The 15,134-nt window shown below is 67.6% G+C and carries 18 protein-coding genes; 11 read left to right on the top strand and 7 right to left on the bottom strand.

Translation table 11 applies throughout. From position 1 onward, the window contains the following. Nucleotides 1–7 precede the first annotated feature (7 nt). Nucleotides 8–901, top strand: coding sequence for a LysR family transcriptional regulator ArgP (locus tag GEM_RS27385; RefSeq protein ID WP_014900676.1), 894 nt, complete (start codon nucleotides 8–10; stop codon nucleotides 899–901). Nucleotides 902–949: 48 nt separating this feature from the next. Here GEM_RS27385 and fnr read toward each other — a convergent pair whose 3' ends face one another. Both fnr and GEM_RS27375 read right to left on the bottom strand, forming a co-directional pair. Beyond that, the gene (fnr, locus tag GEM_RS27380; protein ID WP_014900675.1) at nucleotides 950–1,696 is read right to left on the bottom strand and encodes a fumarate/nitrate reduction transcriptional regulator Fnr; all 747 of its coding nucleotides are present in this window, start codon (nucleotides 1,694–1,696) and stop codon (nucleotides 950–952) included. Between the two features lie 134 nt (nucleotides 1,697–1,830). Then, a complete protein-coding gene (locus GEM_RS27375) occupies nucleotides 1,831–2,298 on the bottom strand; it encodes a universal stress protein (RefSeq protein WP_014900674.1) in 468 nt (155 codons plus the stop codon). 460 nt (nucleotides 2,299–2,758) lie between these two features. Here GEM_RS27375 and GEM_RS31630 point away from each other — a divergent pair, with 460 nt between their 5' ends. Further along, nucleotides 2,759–3,052 carry a hypothetical protein gene (locus GEM_RS31630; RefSeq protein WP_148283900.1) on the top strand — a complete coding sequence of 98 codons (294 nt, stop codon included), beginning with the start codon at nucleotides 2,759–2,761 and terminating at the stop codon, nucleotides 3,050–3,052. On the opposite strand, the gene GEM_RS27365 is transcribed toward GEM_RS31630, so the two are convergent. Beyond that, nucleotides 3,001–3,411 (bottom strand): DUF3005 domain-containing protein, encoded by a 411-nt coding sequence (locus tag GEM_RS27365; RefSeq protein WP_014900673.1) that lies wholly within the window; start codon nucleotides 3,409–3,411, stop codon nucleotides 3,001–3,003. The genes GEM_RS31630 and GEM_RS27365 overlap by 52 nt on opposite strands. Nucleotides 3,412–3,690: 279 nt before the next feature. Between GEM_RS27365 and GEM_RS27360 the strand changes: the two genes are divergently transcribed. Further along, nucleotides 3,691–3,924 (top strand): hypothetical protein, encoded by a 234-nt coding sequence (locus tag GEM_RS27360; RefSeq protein WP_014900672.1) that lies wholly within the window; start codon nucleotides 3,691–3,693, stop codon nucleotides 3,922–3,924. 137 nt (nucleotides 3,925–4,061) lie between these two features. Beyond that, complete coding sequence (gene epsC, locus GEM_RS27355; protein ID WP_014900671.1) at nucleotides 4,062–4,982, top strand: serine O-acetyltransferase EpsC; 921 nt, start codon at nucleotides 4,062–4,064, stop codon at nucleotides 4,980–4,982. Nucleotides 4,983–5,183: 201 nt separating this feature from the next. Here epsC and GEM_RS27350 read toward each other — a convergent pair whose 3' ends face one another. The 3 genes from GEM_RS27350 to GEM_RS27340 all read right to left on the bottom strand — a co-directional run bounded on the left by GEM_RS27350 (nucleotide 5,184) and on the right by GEM_RS27340 (nucleotide 7,634). Beyond that, nucleotides 5,184–5,987, bottom strand: a complete 804-nt coding sequence (locus tag GEM_RS27350) for an SDR family oxidoreductase (RefSeq protein WP_014900670.1) — start codon at nucleotides 5,985–5,987, stop codon at nucleotides 5,184–5,186. Then, nucleotides 5,987–6,616: a GTP cyclohydrolase I FolE gene (gene folE / locus GEM_RS27345; RefSeq protein WP_014900669.1), complete on the bottom strand. Its 630-nt coding sequence runs from the start codon at nucleotides 6,614–6,616 to the stop codon at nucleotides 5,987–5,989. Before folE ends, GEM_RS27350 begins: the two co-directional genes overlap by 1 nt. A 91-nt stretch (nucleotides 6,617–6,707) precedes the next feature. Then, nucleotides 6,708–7,634, bottom strand: coding sequence for a LysR family transcriptional regulator (locus GEM_RS27340; RefSeq protein ID WP_014900668.1), 927 nt, complete (start codon nucleotides 7,632–7,634; stop codon nucleotides 6,708–6,710). A gap of 116 nt (nucleotides 7,635–7,750) precedes the next feature. On the opposite strand from GEM_RS27340, the gene pobA reads away from it, so the two are divergent. The 7 genes from pobA (at nucleotide 7,751) to GEM_RS27305 (ending at nucleotide 14,706) form a co-directional block, all read left to right on the top strand. After that, the gene (gene pobA, locus GEM_RS27335; protein ID WP_014900667.1) at nucleotides 7,751–8,983 is read left to right on the top strand and encodes a 4-hydroxybenzoate 3-monooxygenase; all 1,233 of its coding nucleotides are present in this window, start codon (nucleotides 7,751–7,753) and stop codon (nucleotides 8,981–8,983) included. Between the two features lie 144 nt (nucleotides 8,984–9,127). After that, on the top strand, nucleotides 9,128–9,841 hold the full coding sequence (locus GEM_RS27330; RefSeq protein ID WP_014900666.1) for a 3-oxoacid CoA-transferase subunit A: 714 nt from the start codon (nucleotides 9,128–9,130) through the stop codon (nucleotides 9,839–9,841). 10 nt (nucleotides 9,842–9,851) lie between these two features. Further along, nucleotides 9,852–10,508: a CoA transferase subunit B gene (locus tag GEM_RS27325; protein ID WP_014900665.1), complete on the top strand. Its 657-nt coding sequence runs from the start codon at nucleotides 9,852–9,854 to the stop codon at nucleotides 10,506–10,508. 88 nt (nucleotides 10,509–10,596) lie between these two features. Beyond that, entirely contained in the window at nucleotides 10,597–11,970 is a 1,374-nt protein-coding gene (locus tag GEM_RS27320; RefSeq protein ID WP_014900664.1) for a 3-carboxy-cis,cis-muconate cycloisomerase, read from the top strand. After that, nucleotides 11,970–12,755, top strand: coding sequence for a 3-oxoadipate enol-lactonase (pcaD, locus tag GEM_RS27315; protein ID WP_014900663.1), 786 nt, complete (start codon nucleotides 11,970–11,972; stop codon nucleotides 12,753–12,755). Before GEM_RS27320 ends, pcaD begins: the two co-directional genes overlap by 1 nt. A gap of 10 nt (nucleotides 12,756–12,765) precedes the next feature. Next, on the top strand, nucleotides 12,766–13,152 hold the full coding sequence (gene pcaC / locus GEM_RS27310) for a 4-carboxymuconolactone decarboxylase (RefSeq protein WP_006756643.1): 387 nt from the start codon (nucleotides 12,766–12,768) through the stop codon (nucleotides 13,150–13,152). A 195-nt stretch (nucleotides 13,153–13,347) separates the two neighbouring features. Beyond that, entirely contained in the window at nucleotides 13,348–14,706 is a 1,359-nt protein-coding gene (locus tag GEM_RS27305) for an MFS transporter (RefSeq protein ID WP_014900662.1), read from the top strand. A gap of 156 nt (nucleotides 14,707–14,862) precedes the next feature. On the opposite strand, the gene GEM_RS27300 is transcribed toward GEM_RS27305, so the two are convergent. Beyond that, nucleotides 14,863–15,111 carry a hypothetical protein gene (locus GEM_RS27300; protein ID WP_014900661.1) on the bottom strand — a complete coding sequence of 83 codons (249 nt, stop codon included), beginning with the start codon at nucleotides 15,109–15,111 and terminating at the stop codon, nucleotides 14,863–14,865. Nucleotides 15,112–15,134 lie beyond the last annotated feature (23 nt).

The following is a 15,134-nucleotide window of genomic DNA, read 5'->3' as shown; positions in this document are numbered from 1 at the left end:
AAATCTAATGCTCGACTACGCGTTGCTCGACGCCCTTGCGGCCGTGATCCGGCACGGCTCGTTCGAACGGGCGGCCAAGGAGTTGAATGTCACGCCGTCGGCGGTGTCGCAGCGCGTGAAGCTGCTGGAGGAGCGCGTCGGCAGCGTGCTGGTCAGGCGCGGGCAGCCGTGCGTCGCGACCACGTCGGGGGCGCTGCTGTGCCGGCATACCGAGCGCGTGCAGTTGCTCGAGGCCGAACTGGGCGGCCGGATGCCCGCATTGCCGGGCCAGATCGCGAGCGCCTGGCCGACCTTGCGCGTGGCGGTCAACGACGACAGCGTCGCGACCTGGTTCATCGACGCTGTCGGGCCGTTCTGCACGGAGCGCGAGACCTTGCTCGACCTCGTGATCGACGACCAGGACTACACGGCCGCGCGCATTCGCGACGGCAGCGTGCAGGGCGCGGTGACCGCGCAGGCCGAGCCGATCCAGGGATGCCGGTCGACGCGGCTGGGGCGCATCCGCTATCGTGCGGTCTGTTCGCCGGCGTTCTACGAGCGCTATTTCGGCGCGGGCATTACGCGCGATGCGCTGCGCCGCGCGCCGTGCGTGATGTTCAATCCGAAGGACGGCTTGCAGGCGCGTTTCATCCGGCGCGTGACGCGCGCGGAGCTCGATCCGCCGCAACACTGGATACCGCACGTCGCCGGCTATCTGCGCGCGTGCGAAACGGGGCTGGGATGGGGGATGTGCCCGGACCGGATGGTCGATCGCCAGTTGGCGGCGGGCGAGCTGGTCGACATGTCGCGCGGACGGACCGTCGACATCGAGCTCTACTGGCAGAGCTGGCGCCTGTCGATCGGCTGGCTCGACGATTTCAGCGCGGCGCTGAAGGCGCGCGCTGCGCTGTTTCTCGACTGATCGGAGCGGGAGAGGCGGGCGGCGGCGCGTAACGTGCGCCGCGCGGGTTCAGACGTGATGCAGGCCGTCGAAGTCGACGATCTGCACGTGGCGGCCCTGCATTTCGATCAGGCCGCGCTTCTGGAACTTCGACAGCGTGCGGCTGACCGTTTCGAGCGTCATGCCGAGGTAGCTGCCGATGTCTTCGCGCGTCATCCGCAGGTTGAATTCCGACGGCGAGTAGCCGCGCTTCAGGTAGCGCGCCGATACGTCGAGCAGGAACGCGGCGACGCGCTCTTCGGCGTTCAGCGAACCGAGCAGCATCGTCTGCGACGTTTCGCGCACGATCTGCTCGCTCATCAGCTTGTGCATGCGCAGCTGCATCGAGCCGGCTTCCGAGCACAGCGACTTGAGCGCGCTGTACGGGATCACGCAGACGGAGCTGTCTTCCAGCGCGACCGCGGTGCGCGGGTGCGTGTCGTCGCAGATGCCGTCGAGGCCGAGCGCTTCGCCCGCGAGGTGCAGGCCGGTGACCTGCTCGCGGCCGTCGTGGCGCGTGGCGACGGTTTTCAGCGAACCCGAGCGCACCGCGTACAGGTTGTCGAACGTGTCGCCTTCGCGGAACAGCGCTTCGCCGCGCTTGACCGGGCGTGCCGCGCAGATGACCGTCTCGAGGCGGCTGAGCGCTTCGGGTGCGAGGCCCTGCGGCATGCACAGGTGGCGCATCGCGCATGACGAGCAGTGCGGGGCCTGGCGGGGAGCCCAGCTGCCTGCATGGGGCGGGGCGGCGGGACGTGTGGCGACGGGCGTCAGCATGATCGTTTTCTCCGGCGTTGAATCGACGGAATCATTGTCCCACCGCAAGTTGCGGCTGTCGGGTGACAAAACGTCGCGACCGCGCGCGCATGCCGTGGCTCGTGCGCGGTGCGCGATGCATGCGCCGACGTTGTTCAGCTTTCCTGTTCGTCGACGTGCGCGGCAGCCGGGATCAGCAGCACGGGCAGCGTCGCATGGCGCACGCACTGTTCGGCGATGCTGCCGAGCACGAGGCGGCGGAACCCGCGGCGGCCGTGCGTGCCGAGCACGAGCAGATCGGCGTCGAACGCCTTCGCGCCGTCGAGGATCAGCGTCGACACGTCGTGGAGCGACGACGCCTCGCTCATCAGCGTCTCACCCGTCACGCCGGCCGCCTGCATCAGCTTGGTGAAATCTGCCGCGAGCGCATTGCCCTGCGCGACGAGCTGGTCGCGCAGCACGGACGGGTCGTAGCCCGGCACGTTGTAGTAGATCGCGGCGTTCTCGACGACGTAGAACGGCCGCAGCTCCGCGCCGTGCTCCTTCGCGAGCGCGAGTGCGGCGTCGAACGCATGGCGGGACGTGTCGCTGCCGTCGATGGCAACCAGAATGCGCTTGTACATAGTGTCTCCGAGTGGCGGGTTGAACAGAAGTCGGCCGAACGACCGAGCGGGTCGTGCGTTGCTGCGAGGCAGGGTAAACCAACGGCAGGGACTTTGCAGCGACGTGCCGGCCGTCGCGATCGCGGCGTTTCCGGCGTCGCGGCGACGTGCTGCGATCGCGGGCCATGCGCGCGCTGCATGCTGTGTTGCGCGATGTGCCCAATGTGCGTGTGGAGCGCAGCATGGCATCCGCCGTCCGGACGATGGCGCGCGACGGCTAACCGCGCAATGACAGCGCGAACGCCGTGCGGATCGCGCAGCGTCGTCGGTAACGGTTGCACCGGCATCGTCCGATGGCCTGCCATGCGAACGCGCCCTGGCCGCGGCTCCGCCTCGTCGATGCATGCGAACGCATGCCGACGACCGTTCCGGTCAACCGCGCGCATTGCCATCCATTGAAGCGCAATCGCGTCGCGACAACATGACGTCGATCAACGCCTGTGCATCGGCGTCGACCGGAATTCGATGCTCGACGTTGCGAAACCGCGAATTTCGCACCAAAACCGACGTTGATATCGATACCAATACCGATTCGGACGATCGCGCAGCGTGCGCGCGAACGAACAAACGGCGCGCGAACGCGCGCCGATCCGCTTCCATCGACCGTCGGCCATCGGTCCCGATTCAACCCGGCAAACGAACGATCGATTCAACCGCCGCGCGCTACCTCGGCATCGCCGTGATTTCGATCACGCGTTCCGGCCGCCGGCTATGACCGGGCCAGTACGCACTGCCGTACATCCGGTGAACCGGGCCGAAAGGTTCGTCTCCTGCGTGCGACGGCGCGTCGAAACCCTTCTCGATCACCATGTAGCCTTCACGCAGCGCGAACGCCGGGTGATTGCCGCCGGGCCGGCTGTCGAAGCCGGCGAAGCCGTCGCCGGCTTCGGGCATCGCGTTGACGAGCGACGCGTTGCTGTGCGTGATCTGGTCCGGCGAGAATGCGCGACCGCTCGCGAGACGCGCCGCCTCGCGATTCTTGCCGTCGGTGTCGACGGTGCTGTCGTGCGTGTCGTCGTTGTCCAGTTCGACGCTGCGCGGATGCGCGGGGTGCGCTTGAGCTGACGATTCCATCGCGGCTCTCCTGGCGGCGAAGCGGTCCGGATCGAAGCAAATCCCGTTCCGGGCACGACGGGAAAAAGGCGCGCGGGCGATCGCCGCGGTCGCGGGGCGCGCGCTGATTTGTCATGATTTATTTGAGCTAGAACACCCGTTTTCTACAGAGTATGATTCTTTTCCTGCGAAGCGGCGACAGGGGAAGAGGTCTGGCCGCCTCTGCCCGCGCCGGGGACGCCGTAGCACCCTGAAGACGGGTAGTGAACAACAAAGCAAGGGACTAGAGGTGGCGGATTCATGCAAGCGACTACTGCCTTCACGCACCGCGGATATCTGTTGAACTGCGCGCCCGCGCGCGCCGGTGACGGTTTGTTCAAGCCCTACGTCGTGATCTCCCGATCGAGCGACGGGGAGCTCGTCGCGAACCGTTTTTTTCCGACCGAGCTCCAGTTTTACGACGAAGGCGACGCCATCGCGCACGCGCGCGACTGGGCGGTGCGCTGGATCGACGCGAGCAGCATCACGATCTGACGCCGTCGCATGCCGGCAGCATCGGCCGTCCGGCCGATCCCCGCGCGTGCCGCCGCCGGACGAAAACGCGGTAATCTTGTGGAACCCGTCACTTTATTAGCGGCCGTGCGATCGAGCGCGGCTGCCCGCATTGGCATATGTCCACATCACCCGCCCGTCAGTGGGGCCTCGAAGAAATCGTTGCCGGCTTGCGCGAGTCGCGCGAGGAACTCCATCGCACGCGTCATCCGCGCGGCATCCGCGAGCTGCCGTCGCGCGACGCGATCTGCAAGATCGTCACCGGCCTGCGCGCGTCGATGTTTCCGACGCACTACGGCGCGCCGGATCTGACCGACGAAAGCGTCGATTATTACGTCGGCCATACGCTCGAAAGCACGCTGCGAATCCTGTCCGAACAGATTCGCCGCGCGCTGCCGTTCCTGCCCGAGTATGCGGACACGCCGTTCGCGGCGCTCGACGAACGCGCGTTCGAGATCGCGCGCGAGTTCGGCCGGCAGTTGCCGTCGGTGCGCGCGCTGCTGGTCAGCGACATCCAGGCCGCCTACGCGGGCGATCCGGCCGCGCAGCACATCACCGAAATCCTGCTGTGCTATCCCGGCGTGCTCGCGATGATGCACCACCGGCTCGCACACGCATTGCACCAGCTTGGTGTGCCGCTGCTCGCGAGATTCATCAATGAAATTGCGCACTCGGCCACCGGCATCGACATCCATCCGGGCGCGCGGATCGGCCCGAGCTTCTTCATCGACCACGGCACCGGTGTCGTGATCGGCGAAACCGCGATCATCGGCGAACGCGTGCGCCTGTACCAGGCCGTCACACTGGGCGCGAAGAGTTTCCCGGCCGATGGCGAAGGCACGCTGGTCAAGGGCAACGCACGGCATCCGATCGTCGAGGACGACGTGGTGATCTACGCGGGCGCGACGATCCTCGGCCGCGTGACGATCGGGCGCGGCTCGGTCATCGGCGGCAACGTGTGGCTCACGCACAGCGTGCCGCCCGGTACGAGCGTCGCGCAGGGCAAGGTCCGCGAAGGCGGGAGCGCCGACAAGCCGTAACGCGGCGCGCGAACGGCGCGGGCGTCGTTCGCGCCGTGCAGGTACGTGCGTGCGGGGGCTGCCGCGCAGCCGTCGACGCCTGTCGTGCGTACGCGCCGCGATGCGCGATCGACGCCGACACCCCGACACCCCGACACCCCGACACCCCGACACGCCGCACGCGAGGGCGACGCACGGCCGCTGCCGCCGCCGGTCGGAACGTCAGTGCTTGCCGGCCGGCGAGCGGTGCTTGTACAGCACGTCCTGGTCGACGCGGATCAGGTTCTGCCCGGCATCCACGACGAAATCCACGCCGTTGTACGCGCTGCCCGTGAGCAGCAGGATCGCGCTCGCGACGTCGTCGGGGCCGGCGATGCGCGCAAGCGGCGTCGACGCGCGGCTCGCGTGTTCGAAGTCGGCCTGCGTCTGGTCGTCGCTCGGCAGCATCAGCCCGGGGAACACCGCATTCACGCGCAGCACCGGCGACGACGACAGCGCGAGCATCTGCGTGAGGTTGCCGAGCGCGGCCTTCGCGACCGTGTAGCTGAAATGGTCGCGGTGGAAGTTTTCCTTGATCTTCTGGTCGATCACATTGACGACGACGCCCTGCGTGCCGGCTGCGCGAGCCCGTTCGTAGAACGCGCGCGTGAGCAGGATCGGCGCGCGGCAGTTGACGGCCCATGCCTGGTCGAACGCGGCAAGGTCGAAGCTCGGGAAATGGTCCTGCCAGAACACCGACGCGTTGTTGACCAGCACGTCGAGGCGGCCGAAGCGTGCATAGACCTGGTCGATCAGCGCGGTGATCTGCGCGGCATCCGACAGGTCGGCCTGCAGTGCGACCGAATCGTGCCCGCGTTCGGCGATCGTGCGGGCCGCCGAATGCGCGGCATCGGCGGAGCGGTCGTAGTGCACCGCGGTGCGATAGCCGTGTGCGGCGAAATACTCGGCGAACGCGCGCCCGGCCCGGCGTGCCGCGCCGGTCACGAGCACGACGGGCGCGTTTGCCGCTTGCTTCGTGGACTGCATTACGTATTCGTCAGGTTGACTGAAGAAGGATTCGCGACGATCGACAGGAATTCACGCCGCGTCGACGGATCGGTGCGGAACGTGCCGAGCATGCGCGACGTGACCATCTCGACGCCGGGCTTGTGCACGCCGCGCGTCGAGATGCACTGGTGCGCGGCTTCGAGGATCACGCCGACGCCCTTCGGCTGCAGCACGTCGAACAGCGTGTCGGCGATCTGCACGGTCATCTTTTCCTGGATCTGCAGGCGCTTCGCGAATGCGTCGACGAGGCGCGCGAGCTTCGAGATACCGACGACGCGATGGTTCGGCAGATACGCGACGTGCGCGCGGCCGATGATCGGCACCATGTGGTGCTCGCAGTAGCTCTCGAAGCGGATGTCCTTCAGCACGATCATTTCGTCGTAGCCGTCGACTTCGCTGAACGTGCGCGCAAGGATGTCGTGCGGTTCCAGCGCATAGCCGGCGAAGAACTCTTCATACGCGCGCACGACGCGTGCGGGCGTGTCGAGCAGGCCTTCGCGGGCGGGATCGTCACCGGCCCAGCGCAGCAACACGCGAACGGCATCCTCGGCTTCTGCCCGGCTCGGCCGGGATGCGGCCGGCTCGGGCCGTGCGGTTTTTTTACCCATCTGGTTGCTCCATCGAATGCGGCCGCCAGCGGCGGCGCGGATATCCGGCCATTGTTTCATGCTTTCGAGAGGCGTGCGTGCGGCCCGCCGCTCACTTCGGCCATTCGTCCTGCTCGTCGTTGAACAGCGACGCGACGACACCGCGCAGCCACGCGGTGCGCGGATCGTTGTGGAACTTGCGATGCCAGTGCTGCTTCAGGTCGAAGCGCGGCAGCGGCACCGGCGGCTCGACCGGCACGATGAACGCATGCTCGGCCGCATACGCATAGCCGATCGCGTGCGGCACCGTCGCGATCAGGTCGGTGCGGCTCAGGATGAACGGCAGGCTCATGAAGTGCGGCGTTTCGAGCACCGCGCGCCGCTGCATGCGCTGCTTCGCGAGGTATTTCTCGAGTACCTCCTGGCTGCGCCCTTCGGCACGCACCACCGCGTGCCCGCATGCGAGGAACTGCTCGGCCGTGAACGGACGCGCCTGTTCGAGCGGATGGCCGCGCCGCATCAGGCACACGAACCGGTGCGTGAACAGACGCTGCTGGAAGAAGTTGTTGCCGTCCAGGTCGGGGAAGTAGCCGACCGCGAGATCGATCGAGCCGGCTTCGAGGCCGCGTCCGACTTCGTCGTGCGCGAGTGAGACCGAGCGCAGGTTCGCGTGCGGCGCGCGTGTCGCGAACGCCTGCAGCAGCTTCGGCAGGAACACGATCTCGCCGACGTCCGACAGCGCGATCGAGAACGTATGCGTGCTCGCCGCCGGATCGAAGTCGTGCGGCGCGACGAGCCCGCGCTCGATCTGCGCGAGCGCGTCGCGCGCGGCCGGCAGCAGCGCGAGTGCGCGCGGCGTCGGCTCCATCCCGCGCGACGTGCGCACGAACAGCGGATCGCCGAAGTACTCGCGCAGGCGGCCGAGCGCCGTGCTCACGCGCGGCTGGCTCACGCCGAGCAGGTCGCCGGCGCGGCTGACGTTGCGCGTGTCGTCGAGCGCCACGAGGTAGGGAATGAGGTTCAGATCGAGCGCGTCCATCGTGAGGCCAATATCCGGGAAACATATACAACTTATCTCCTAAATCGCGTTGCCGCATAGTCGGGAAAGCGCTCAAATGGTTTCCATTACTCGAACCAATGTTCAGGAGACGAACAATGCGCACCCAGGTCGCCATCATCGGCGCCGGTCCGTCCGGCCTTTTGCTTTCCCATCTGCTGCGCCTGCAAGGCGTCGATGCCATCCTCGTCGAGGCGCGTTCGCGCGAATACTGCGAGAACCGCATCCGCGCCGGCGTGCTGGAGCAGGGCACCGTCGACACGCTGAACGAAGCCGGCCTGGGCGAGCGGATGCGCCGCGAAGGGCTCGAACATCACGGCATCGAGCTGCTGTTTTCCGGCCAGCGCCACCGCATCGACCTGAGCGCGCTTACGGGAGGCCGCGCGATCACCGTCTACAGCCAGCACGAAGTCGTGCGCGACCTGATCGCGGCCGGTGACGCGCACGGCCACCAGATGCATTTCGAAGTCAGCGACGTCGCGCTGCACGACGTCGAAAGCGAGCACCCGTTCGTCACGTTCAAGCACGCCGACGGCCGCGCGGACCGCATCGACTGCGACTACATCGCCGGCTGCGACGGCTTCCACGGCATTGCGCGCCAGACGATTCCCACCGAGCGGCTGAACACGTTCGAGCGCGTCTACCCGTTCGCGTGGCTCGGCATCCTCGCCGACGCGGCGCCGTCGCTCGACGAACTCGTCTACGCGCATCACGACAACGGCTTCGCGCTGTTCTCGATGCGCTCGCCGACGGTCACGCGCCTCTACCTGCAGTGCAAGCCCGACGAAAACCTCGCCGAATGGTCCGACGCGCGCGTCTGGGACGAATTGCACACGCGCTTCTCGAACGACACCGGTTGGACGCCGACCGAGGGCCGGATCACGCAGAAGAGCGTGACGCCGATGCGCAGCTTCGTGTCGGAGACGATGCAGCACGGGCGCCTGTTCCTGGCCGGCGACGCCGCGCACATCGTGCCGCCGACCGGCGCGAAGGGGATGAACCTCGCGGTGGCCGACGTCCGCGCGCTGTCCCGCGCGCTGGGCGCGCGTTACCGGAACGGCGACGCGACGCCGCTCGAGCGCTATTCGGCGACCTGTCTCGAACGTGTATGGCGCGCCGAGCACTTCTCGTACTTCATGACGAACATGCTGCATGCGTCGCCGGAGGACTCGCCGTTCGTCAATCGCCTGAAGTTTGCCGAGCTGAAGTACGTGACGCGCTCGCGGGCCGCCGCGCAGTCGCTGGCCGAAAACTACGTCGGTTTGCCGTTCGACGACCAGGCACCCCCCGAGGGATCCCGCCTTGACAACGCGCTGTGCGCGACTCTATGATCGGCCATCGTTCGCTAATCGAATCTAGGTTCGACTAGCGAACAAATGCCGAGGGTCGAAGACGGCCTCCGGCGCGGCACGCGACACGCGCGTGTCCCCTCGACAGGCCGCGCATCGTGCCGCGGGTACGTATCAGGAAGAGACATGGTCAACAAGATTTTCGAATCGCTTCAGTCGGCGGTCGCGGACGTCCACGACGGCGCGACCATCATGATCGGCGGCTTCGGCACGGCAGGCATGCCGTCCGAGCTGATCGACGCGCTGATCGAGCAGGGCGCGCGCGGCCTGACGATCGTCAACAACAATGCGGGTAACGGCGAGACGGGTCTCGCGGCGCTGCTCAAGGCGAAGCGGGTGCGCAAGATCATCTGCTCGTTCCCGCGCCAGAGCGACTCGCAGGTGTTCGACGCGCTGTACCGCGCGGGCGAGATCGAGCTGGAACTCGTGCCGCAGGGCAACCTCGCGGAACGGATCCGCGCGGCGGGCGCCGGCATCGGCGGCTTCTTCACGCCGACGGGCTTCGGCACGAAGCTCGCGGAAGGCAAGGAAACGCGCGTGATCGACGGCAAGTCGTATGTGTTCGAGACGCCGATCCACGCCGATTTCGCGCTGGTGAAGGCGTACAAGGGCGATCGCTGGGGCAACCTGGTGTATCGCAAGACCGCGCGCAACTTCGGGCCGATCATGGCCAGCGCCGCGAAGGTCGCGATCGTGCAGGTGTCGGAAGTGGTGCCGCTCGGCGGACTGAACCCGGAACACATCGTGACGCCGGGCATTTTCGTGCAGCGCGTCGTCGAAGTGCCGCAGGCCGCGCATGCGGCCGAGCTGGCCGCCGAACGTGCATCGCAAGCCGCCTAAGGAGACCGAGATGAAACGACTGACCCGCGATGAAATGGCCAAGCGCGTCGCCCTGGATATCCCCGAAGGCGCTTACGTGAACCTCGGCATCGGCGTGCCGACGCTGGTGGCGAACCACCTCGACCCGAGCAAGGAAATCTTCCTGCACAGCGAGAACGGCCTGCTCGGCATGGGCCCGGCGCCCGCGCCCGGCGAGGAAGACGACGAGCTGATCAACGCCGGCAAGCAGCACGTGACGCTGCTCACCGGCGGCGCGTATTTCCACCACTCGGATTCGTTCGCGATGATGCGCGGCGGCCACCTCGACTACTGCGTGCTCGGCGCGTTCCAGGTGTCGGCGAACGGCGACCTCGCGAACTGGCATACGGGCGCGCCCGATGCGATTCCGGCCGTCGGCGGCGCGATGGACCTCGCGATCGGCGCGAAGCAGGTGTTCGTGATGATGGAGCACCTGACGAAGCAGGGCGAGAGCAAGATCGTCGCGGCGTGCTCGTATCCGGTGACCGGCGTGCAGTGCGTGAGCCGCATCTATACCGATCTCGCCGTGCTCGACGTGACGTCCGACGGCCTCGCGGTGAGCGAGATCTTCACCGACCTGTCGTTCGACGAACTGCAGAAACTGACCGGCGTGCCGCTGATCGACGCGACGCGCAAGGCCGCAGCCTGAACCGCAAGCGTGCCGGCGCGCGCGAGCGAGCGCACGCCGGCGCGCTTGGGTAGACAATAGGCGCACGCCGTTTCCCCACTCTGATGCCATGCTCGAAGACAGTGCCCGCCTGACCTCCCTCATCTGCGGCACCGAGCCGCTCAACCGGATCTGGTCGCCCCGCGCGACGATCCAGCGGATGCTCGACGTCGAAGCCGCGCTCACGCGTGCGCTCGCCGCGCAGCAGGTGATTCCCGCCACGGCGGTCGCGCCGATCGAACGCGCGTGCGATGCCGGCCGGCTCGACGCCGATGCGCTCGCGCGTGGCGCGGCGCTCGGCGGCAATCTCGCGATTCCGCTCGTCAAGCTGCTCACCGCCGAGGTGAAGGCCGACGACCCCGAGGCCGCGAAGTTCGTGCACTGGGGCGCGACGAGCCAGGACATCATCGATACCGCGACCATGCTGCAGTTGCGCGACACGCTCGACGTGCTCGAGCCGCTGCTCGACGAAGCGTGCGCATCGCTCGCGACGCTGGCGCGCACGCATCGCGCGACGCCGATGATCGGTCGCACGTGGTTGCAGCAGGCGCTGCCGATCACGCTCGGCCTGAAATTTGCCCAATGGCTCGATGCGCTGCTGCGTCATCGCGCGCGCTTCGCCGAATTGCGCAAGCGGGCGCTGGTGCTGCAGTTCGGCGGCGCCGCTGGCACGCTGGCGAGCCTGCGTGAGCACGCGGCCGGCGTGAGCGCTGCGCTCGCGGCCGACCTGAACCTCGCGCTGCCGGCCGTGCCGTGGCATACGCAGCGCGACCGCATCGCTGAAGCCGCGTCGTGCTTCGGCATGCTGACCGGCACGCTCGGCAAGATCGCACGCGACGTATCGCTGCAGATGCAGACCGAAGTCGGCGAGCTCGGCGAACCGGCTGCCGCCGGCAAGGGCGGCTCGTCGACGATGCCGCACAAGCGCAACCCGGTCGGTTGCGCGGCCGTGCTGACCGCCGCGGTACGCGCGCCGAACCTCGTCGCGACCGTGTTCGCGGGGATGGTGCAGGAGCACGAGCGCGCGCTCGGCGGCTGGCAGGCCGAATGGGACGCGCTACCCGACCTCGCGCGCCTGACCGGCGGCGCGCTCGCACAGATCGCACAGATCGTCGCGGGCCTCGACGTGAATACCGGGCGCCTGGCCGAGAACCTCGACCTGACGCACGGGCTGATCCTCGGCGAAGCCGTGATGCTCGCGCTCGGCGACCGGATCGGCCGGCTCGACGCGCATCATGTCGTCGAGCATGCGTCGAAGGAAGCGGTGCGCACCGGCGCGACGCTGTTCGACGTGCTCGCCGCCGATGCGACCGTATCCGCCCACCTGTCGCGCGACGCGCTCGCGCGGCTGCTCGATCCCGCACATTACGTCGGTGAGGCGCAGGCCTATGTCGACGCCGTGCTCGCGCTGCACGCGAGCGCGAAACAACCAGGAGAACATTGATGCCCTTCGCCACTGTCAACGGCGTGAAACTGCATTACCGGATCGACCGTGCCGCGCGCGACGACGCGCCGTGGCTCGTCTTCTCGAACTCGCTCGGCGCCGACCTGCAGATGTGGGCGCCGCAGATTCGCCCGCTCACGCAGCACTTCAACATCCTGCGTTACGACACGCGCGGCCACGGGCATTCGGAAGCGCCGGCCGGTTCGTACACGGTCGACCAGCTCGCGGGCGACGTGATCGGCCTGCTCGACCACGTCGGCATCGATCGCGCGCATTTCTGCGGGATCTCGATGGGCGGCCTGACCGGCGCTGCGCTCGCCGCGCGCTTCCCGTCGCGCATCGTACGCGCCGTGCTGGCGAACACCGCCGCGAAGATCGGTTCGCCGGAAGTCTGGGCGCCGCGTGCGCAGAAGGCGCGTGCCGAAGGGATGGCCGCGCTGGCCGACGCGGTGCTGCCGCGCTGGTTCACCGACGCGTTCGTCGAGCGCGAGCCGCGCCTGTTCGACGCGATCCGCGACACCTTCGTGCATACCGACCAGGACGGCTATGCGGCGAATTGCGATGCGCTGAACGCGGCCGACCTGCGCGAGGAAGTGAAGGGCATCGCGCTGCCGGTGCTCGTCGTGACCGGTGCGAAGGACATGTCGACGCCGCCCGACCAGGGCCGTGCGCTGGCCGCCGCGATTCCCGGCGCGCGTCACGTCGAATTCGACGCCGCGCACATTTCGAACATCGAGTGCACCGACGGTTTCAACCGCGCGCTGCTCGATTTCCTGACCGCGTGAGGCACCGACGATGGACGACCAGCAACGTTACGAAGCAGGGATGAAGGTGCGTCGCGCGGTGCTCGGCGACGCGCACGTCGACCGTTCGATCGAGAACCGCACCGAGGTGACCGACGAATTCCAGAACCTGATCACGCGCTATGCATGGGGCGAGATCTGGACGCGCGACGGCCTGCCGCGTCATACGCGTAGCCTGCTGACCATCGCGATGATGGTCGCGCTGAACCGCGGCGAGGAGCTCGCGCTGCACCTGCGCGCCGCGCGCAACAACGGCGTGACGCGCGACGAGATCAAGGAAGTGCTGCTGCAGACCGCGATCTACTGCGGCGTGCCGGCCGCGAATTCCGCGTTCCATCTCGCGGACAAGATCTTCAAGGAACAAGATGGTGCGGGCTAAGCGCCGGCAGTGATCCCATCGGGCGGCCTGCTGATGTCGGCGAGCCGTAGTCGATGAACAAACGCGCCGGCAGCGAATCGGCGTGCGAACAAAGGAAAGGCGCGGCCATGAGGCCGCGCTTCTTGCATATATCAATGTTGGATGCGACCGGAGCCAGCGCTGCAGCGCCACCTTCGGCCGACAAGGAGACTAGCGATGAATCGCACACCCGTGGTCGATGTCCAGACCTTCATTAACGAGCAGCCGTTCGGCGGCTTCCAGTGGCTCGTGTTCCTGATGTGTTTCGTGATCGTGTTGCTCGACGGCTTCGATACGGCCGCGATCGGCTTCATCGCGCCGTCGCTGCTGGGCGAATGGAACCTGACCAAGCCCGATCTCGCGCCGGTGCTGAGTGCCGCGCTGTTCGGCCTGGCATGTGGCGCACTCGTGTCGGGTCCGCTGTCGGACCGGCTCGGGCGCCGTTCGCTGCTGCTCGGCTCGGTGTTCCTGTTCGGCGTCGCGTGTTTCGCGTCCGCGTTCTCGACGACCATCGGACACCTGACGGTCCTGCGGTTCGTCACCGGCGTCGGCCTCGGCGCGGCGATGCCGAACGCCGTCACGATGATGGGCGAGTTCTGCCCGGACAAGCGCCGCGCGACCGTGATCAACCTGATGTTCTGCGGCTTCCCGCTCGGTGCCGCATTCGGCGGTTTTCTCGCCGCGTGGATGATTCCGCATTTCGGCTGGCGCAGCGTGCTGATGCTGGGTGGCGTGACGCCGTTGCTGCTCGGCGTGCTGCTGCTGCTGAAGATGCCTGAATCGGTGCGCTTCATGGTCGCGCGTGGCCAGAGCGTCGACCGGATCCGTACGACGCTCGCACGGATCTCGCGCGAGGCGCTGAACGCCGGCTCGTTCGCGATGACCGAAGCCGCGCCGCAGACGGGCAGCCGGGGGCTCGGCGTCGTGCTGTCGCGCTCGTACATCGTCGGCTCGGTGATGCTGTGGATCGCGTACTTCATGGGCCTCGTGATCTTCTACGCGTCGATCAACTGGATGCCGATCCTGCTGAAGGACGCCGGTCTCACGCCGAAGAGCGCGACGCTGATCTCCGCGCTGTTCCCGCTCGGCGGCGTCGGCGCGGTGCTGTGCGGCGTGCTGATGGACCGCTTCAACGCAAACCGCGTGATCGCCGTGTGCTACGCGCTGACCGCGATCAGCGTGTATGCGATCGGGCAGGCGGCCGGGAATGTCGGGCTGCTCGTGCTGGTCGTGTTCGTGGCCGGCGTGCTGATGAACACCGCGCAATCGTCGATGCCGGCGCTCGCCGCCGCGTTCTATCCGACCGAGGGGCGCGGCACGGGCGTGGCGTGGATGCTGGGGGTCGGCCGCTTCGGTGGGATCGCCGGATCGTTCCTCGTCGCCGAACTGACGCGCCGGCACTTCTCGTTCGCGGGCGTGTTCGCGACGATCGCGGTCGCGGGTTTGCTGGCATGCGTTGCGCTGCTGATCAAGCAGGCGGCGCGGCCGCATGGCGTCGCGCAGCCGGGCGGCAAGATCGAGTCGCTCGGGCATTGAGCGGTAGCGGGGCCGGGGCGCTGCGCCGGCCCGGCGGGTGCTGCGATCGATTCAGGTCGGTCGCACGCCGGCCACGGCGCGGCTGGCCGGCCGGATGACGCGCAACAGCACCCCGGGCCGCTTCGGCGGCCCGTCGACATCGCGGCCGTCGTGCCGCTACTCCTCCGCGTCGTGTTCCTTCACGAAGTTGCGCAGATACGCGCGCAGCGCGGCCTCCTGGCTGCGATGATCGTCATGGTTCGCGGCACCCAGCTCTTCCTCGTCGCCGAACAGCGTGGGCGGCGCGCAGTACGTACCCACTTCGATGTTTTCGCGCAGCACGCGGATGTCGTGCGTGAGCGGGTGGTACTCGGCGATCCAGTGCATGCCTTCGATGTGCTCGCCGGTTCTCAGCAGTGGCTTCATCGGCAATCTCCGTGCAGCAGTGG

This window comes from Burkholderia cepacia GG4 (genome assembly GCF_000292915.1).
Classification (GTDB): Bacteria; Pseudomonadota; Gammaproteobacteria; order Burkholderiales; family Burkholderiaceae; genus Burkholderia; species Burkholderia cepacia_D.
This window is presented reverse-complemented; position numbering and strand designations above follow the sequence as displayed.

What these genes read in the sequence shown, in the direction of transcription:
- GEM_RS27385 (WP_014900676.1), top strand. Translation starts at nt 8, where the DNA reads ATGCTCGACTACGCGTTGCTCGACGCCCTTGCGGCCGTGATCCGGCAC.
- fnr (WP_014900675.1), bottom strand. Translation starts at nt 1,696, where the DNA reads ATGCTGACGCCCGTCGCCACACGTCCCGCCGCCCCGCCCCATGCAGGC.
- GEM_RS27375 (WP_014900674.1), bottom strand. Translation starts at nt 2,298, where the DNA reads ATGTACAAGCGCATTCTGGTTGCCATCGACGGCAGCGACACGTCCCGC.
- GEM_RS31630 (WP_148283900.1), top strand. Translation starts at nt 2,759, where the DNA reads ATGACGTCGATCAACGCCTGTGCATCGGCGTCGACCGGAATTCGATGC.
- GEM_RS27365 (WP_014900673.1), bottom strand. Translation starts at nt 3,411, where the DNA reads ATGGAATCGTCAGCTCAAGCGCACCCCGCGCATCCGCGCAGCGTCGAA.
- GEM_RS27360 (WP_014900672.1), top strand. Translation starts at nt 3,691, where the DNA reads ATGCAAGCGACTACTGCCTTCACGCACCGCGGATATCTGTTGAACTGC.
- epsC (WP_014900671.1), top strand. Translation starts at nt 4,062, where the DNA reads ATGTCCACATCACCCGCCCGTCAGTGGGGCCTCGAAGAAATCGTTGCC.
- GEM_RS27350 (WP_014900670.1), bottom strand. Translation starts at nt 5,987, where the DNA reads ATGCAGTCCACGAAGCAAGCGGCAAACGCGCCCGTCGTGCTCGTGACC.
- folE (WP_014900669.1), bottom strand. Translation starts at nt 6,616, where the DNA reads ATGGGTAAAAAAACCGCACGGCCCGAGCCGGCCGCATCCCGGCCGAGC.
- GEM_RS27340 (WP_014900668.1), bottom strand. Translation starts at nt 7,634, where the DNA reads ATGGACGCGCTCGATCTGAACCTCATTCCCTACCTCGTGGCGCTCGAC.
- pobA (WP_014900667.1), top strand. Translation starts at nt 7,751, where the DNA reads ATGCGCACCCAGGTCGCCATCATCGGCGCCGGTCCGTCCGGCCTTTTG.
- GEM_RS27330 (WP_014900666.1), top strand. Translation starts at nt 9,128, where the DNA reads ATGGTCAACAAGATTTTCGAATCGCTTCAGTCGGCGGTCGCGGACGTC.
- GEM_RS27325 (WP_014900665.1), top strand. Translation starts at nt 9,852, where the DNA reads ATGAAACGACTGACCCGCGATGAAATGGCCAAGCGCGTCGCCCTGGAT.
- GEM_RS27320 (WP_014900664.1), top strand. Translation starts at nt 10,597, where the DNA reads ATGCTCGAAGACAGTGCCCGCCTGACCTCCCTCATCTGCGGCACCGAG.
- pcaD (WP_014900663.1), top strand. Translation starts at nt 11,970, where the DNA reads ATGCCCTTCGCCACTGTCAACGGCGTGAAACTGCATTACCGGATCGAC.
- pcaC (WP_006756643.1), top strand. Translation starts at nt 12,766, where the DNA reads ATGGACGACCAGCAACGTTACGAAGCAGGGATGAAGGTGCGTCGCGCG.
- GEM_RS27305 (WP_014900662.1), top strand. Translation starts at nt 13,348, where the DNA reads ATGAATCGCACACCCGTGGTCGATGTCCAGACCTTCATTAACGAGCAG.
- GEM_RS27300 (WP_014900661.1), bottom strand. Translation starts at nt 15,111, where the DNA reads ATGAAGCCACTGCTGAGAACCGGCGAGCACATCGAAGGCATGCACTGG.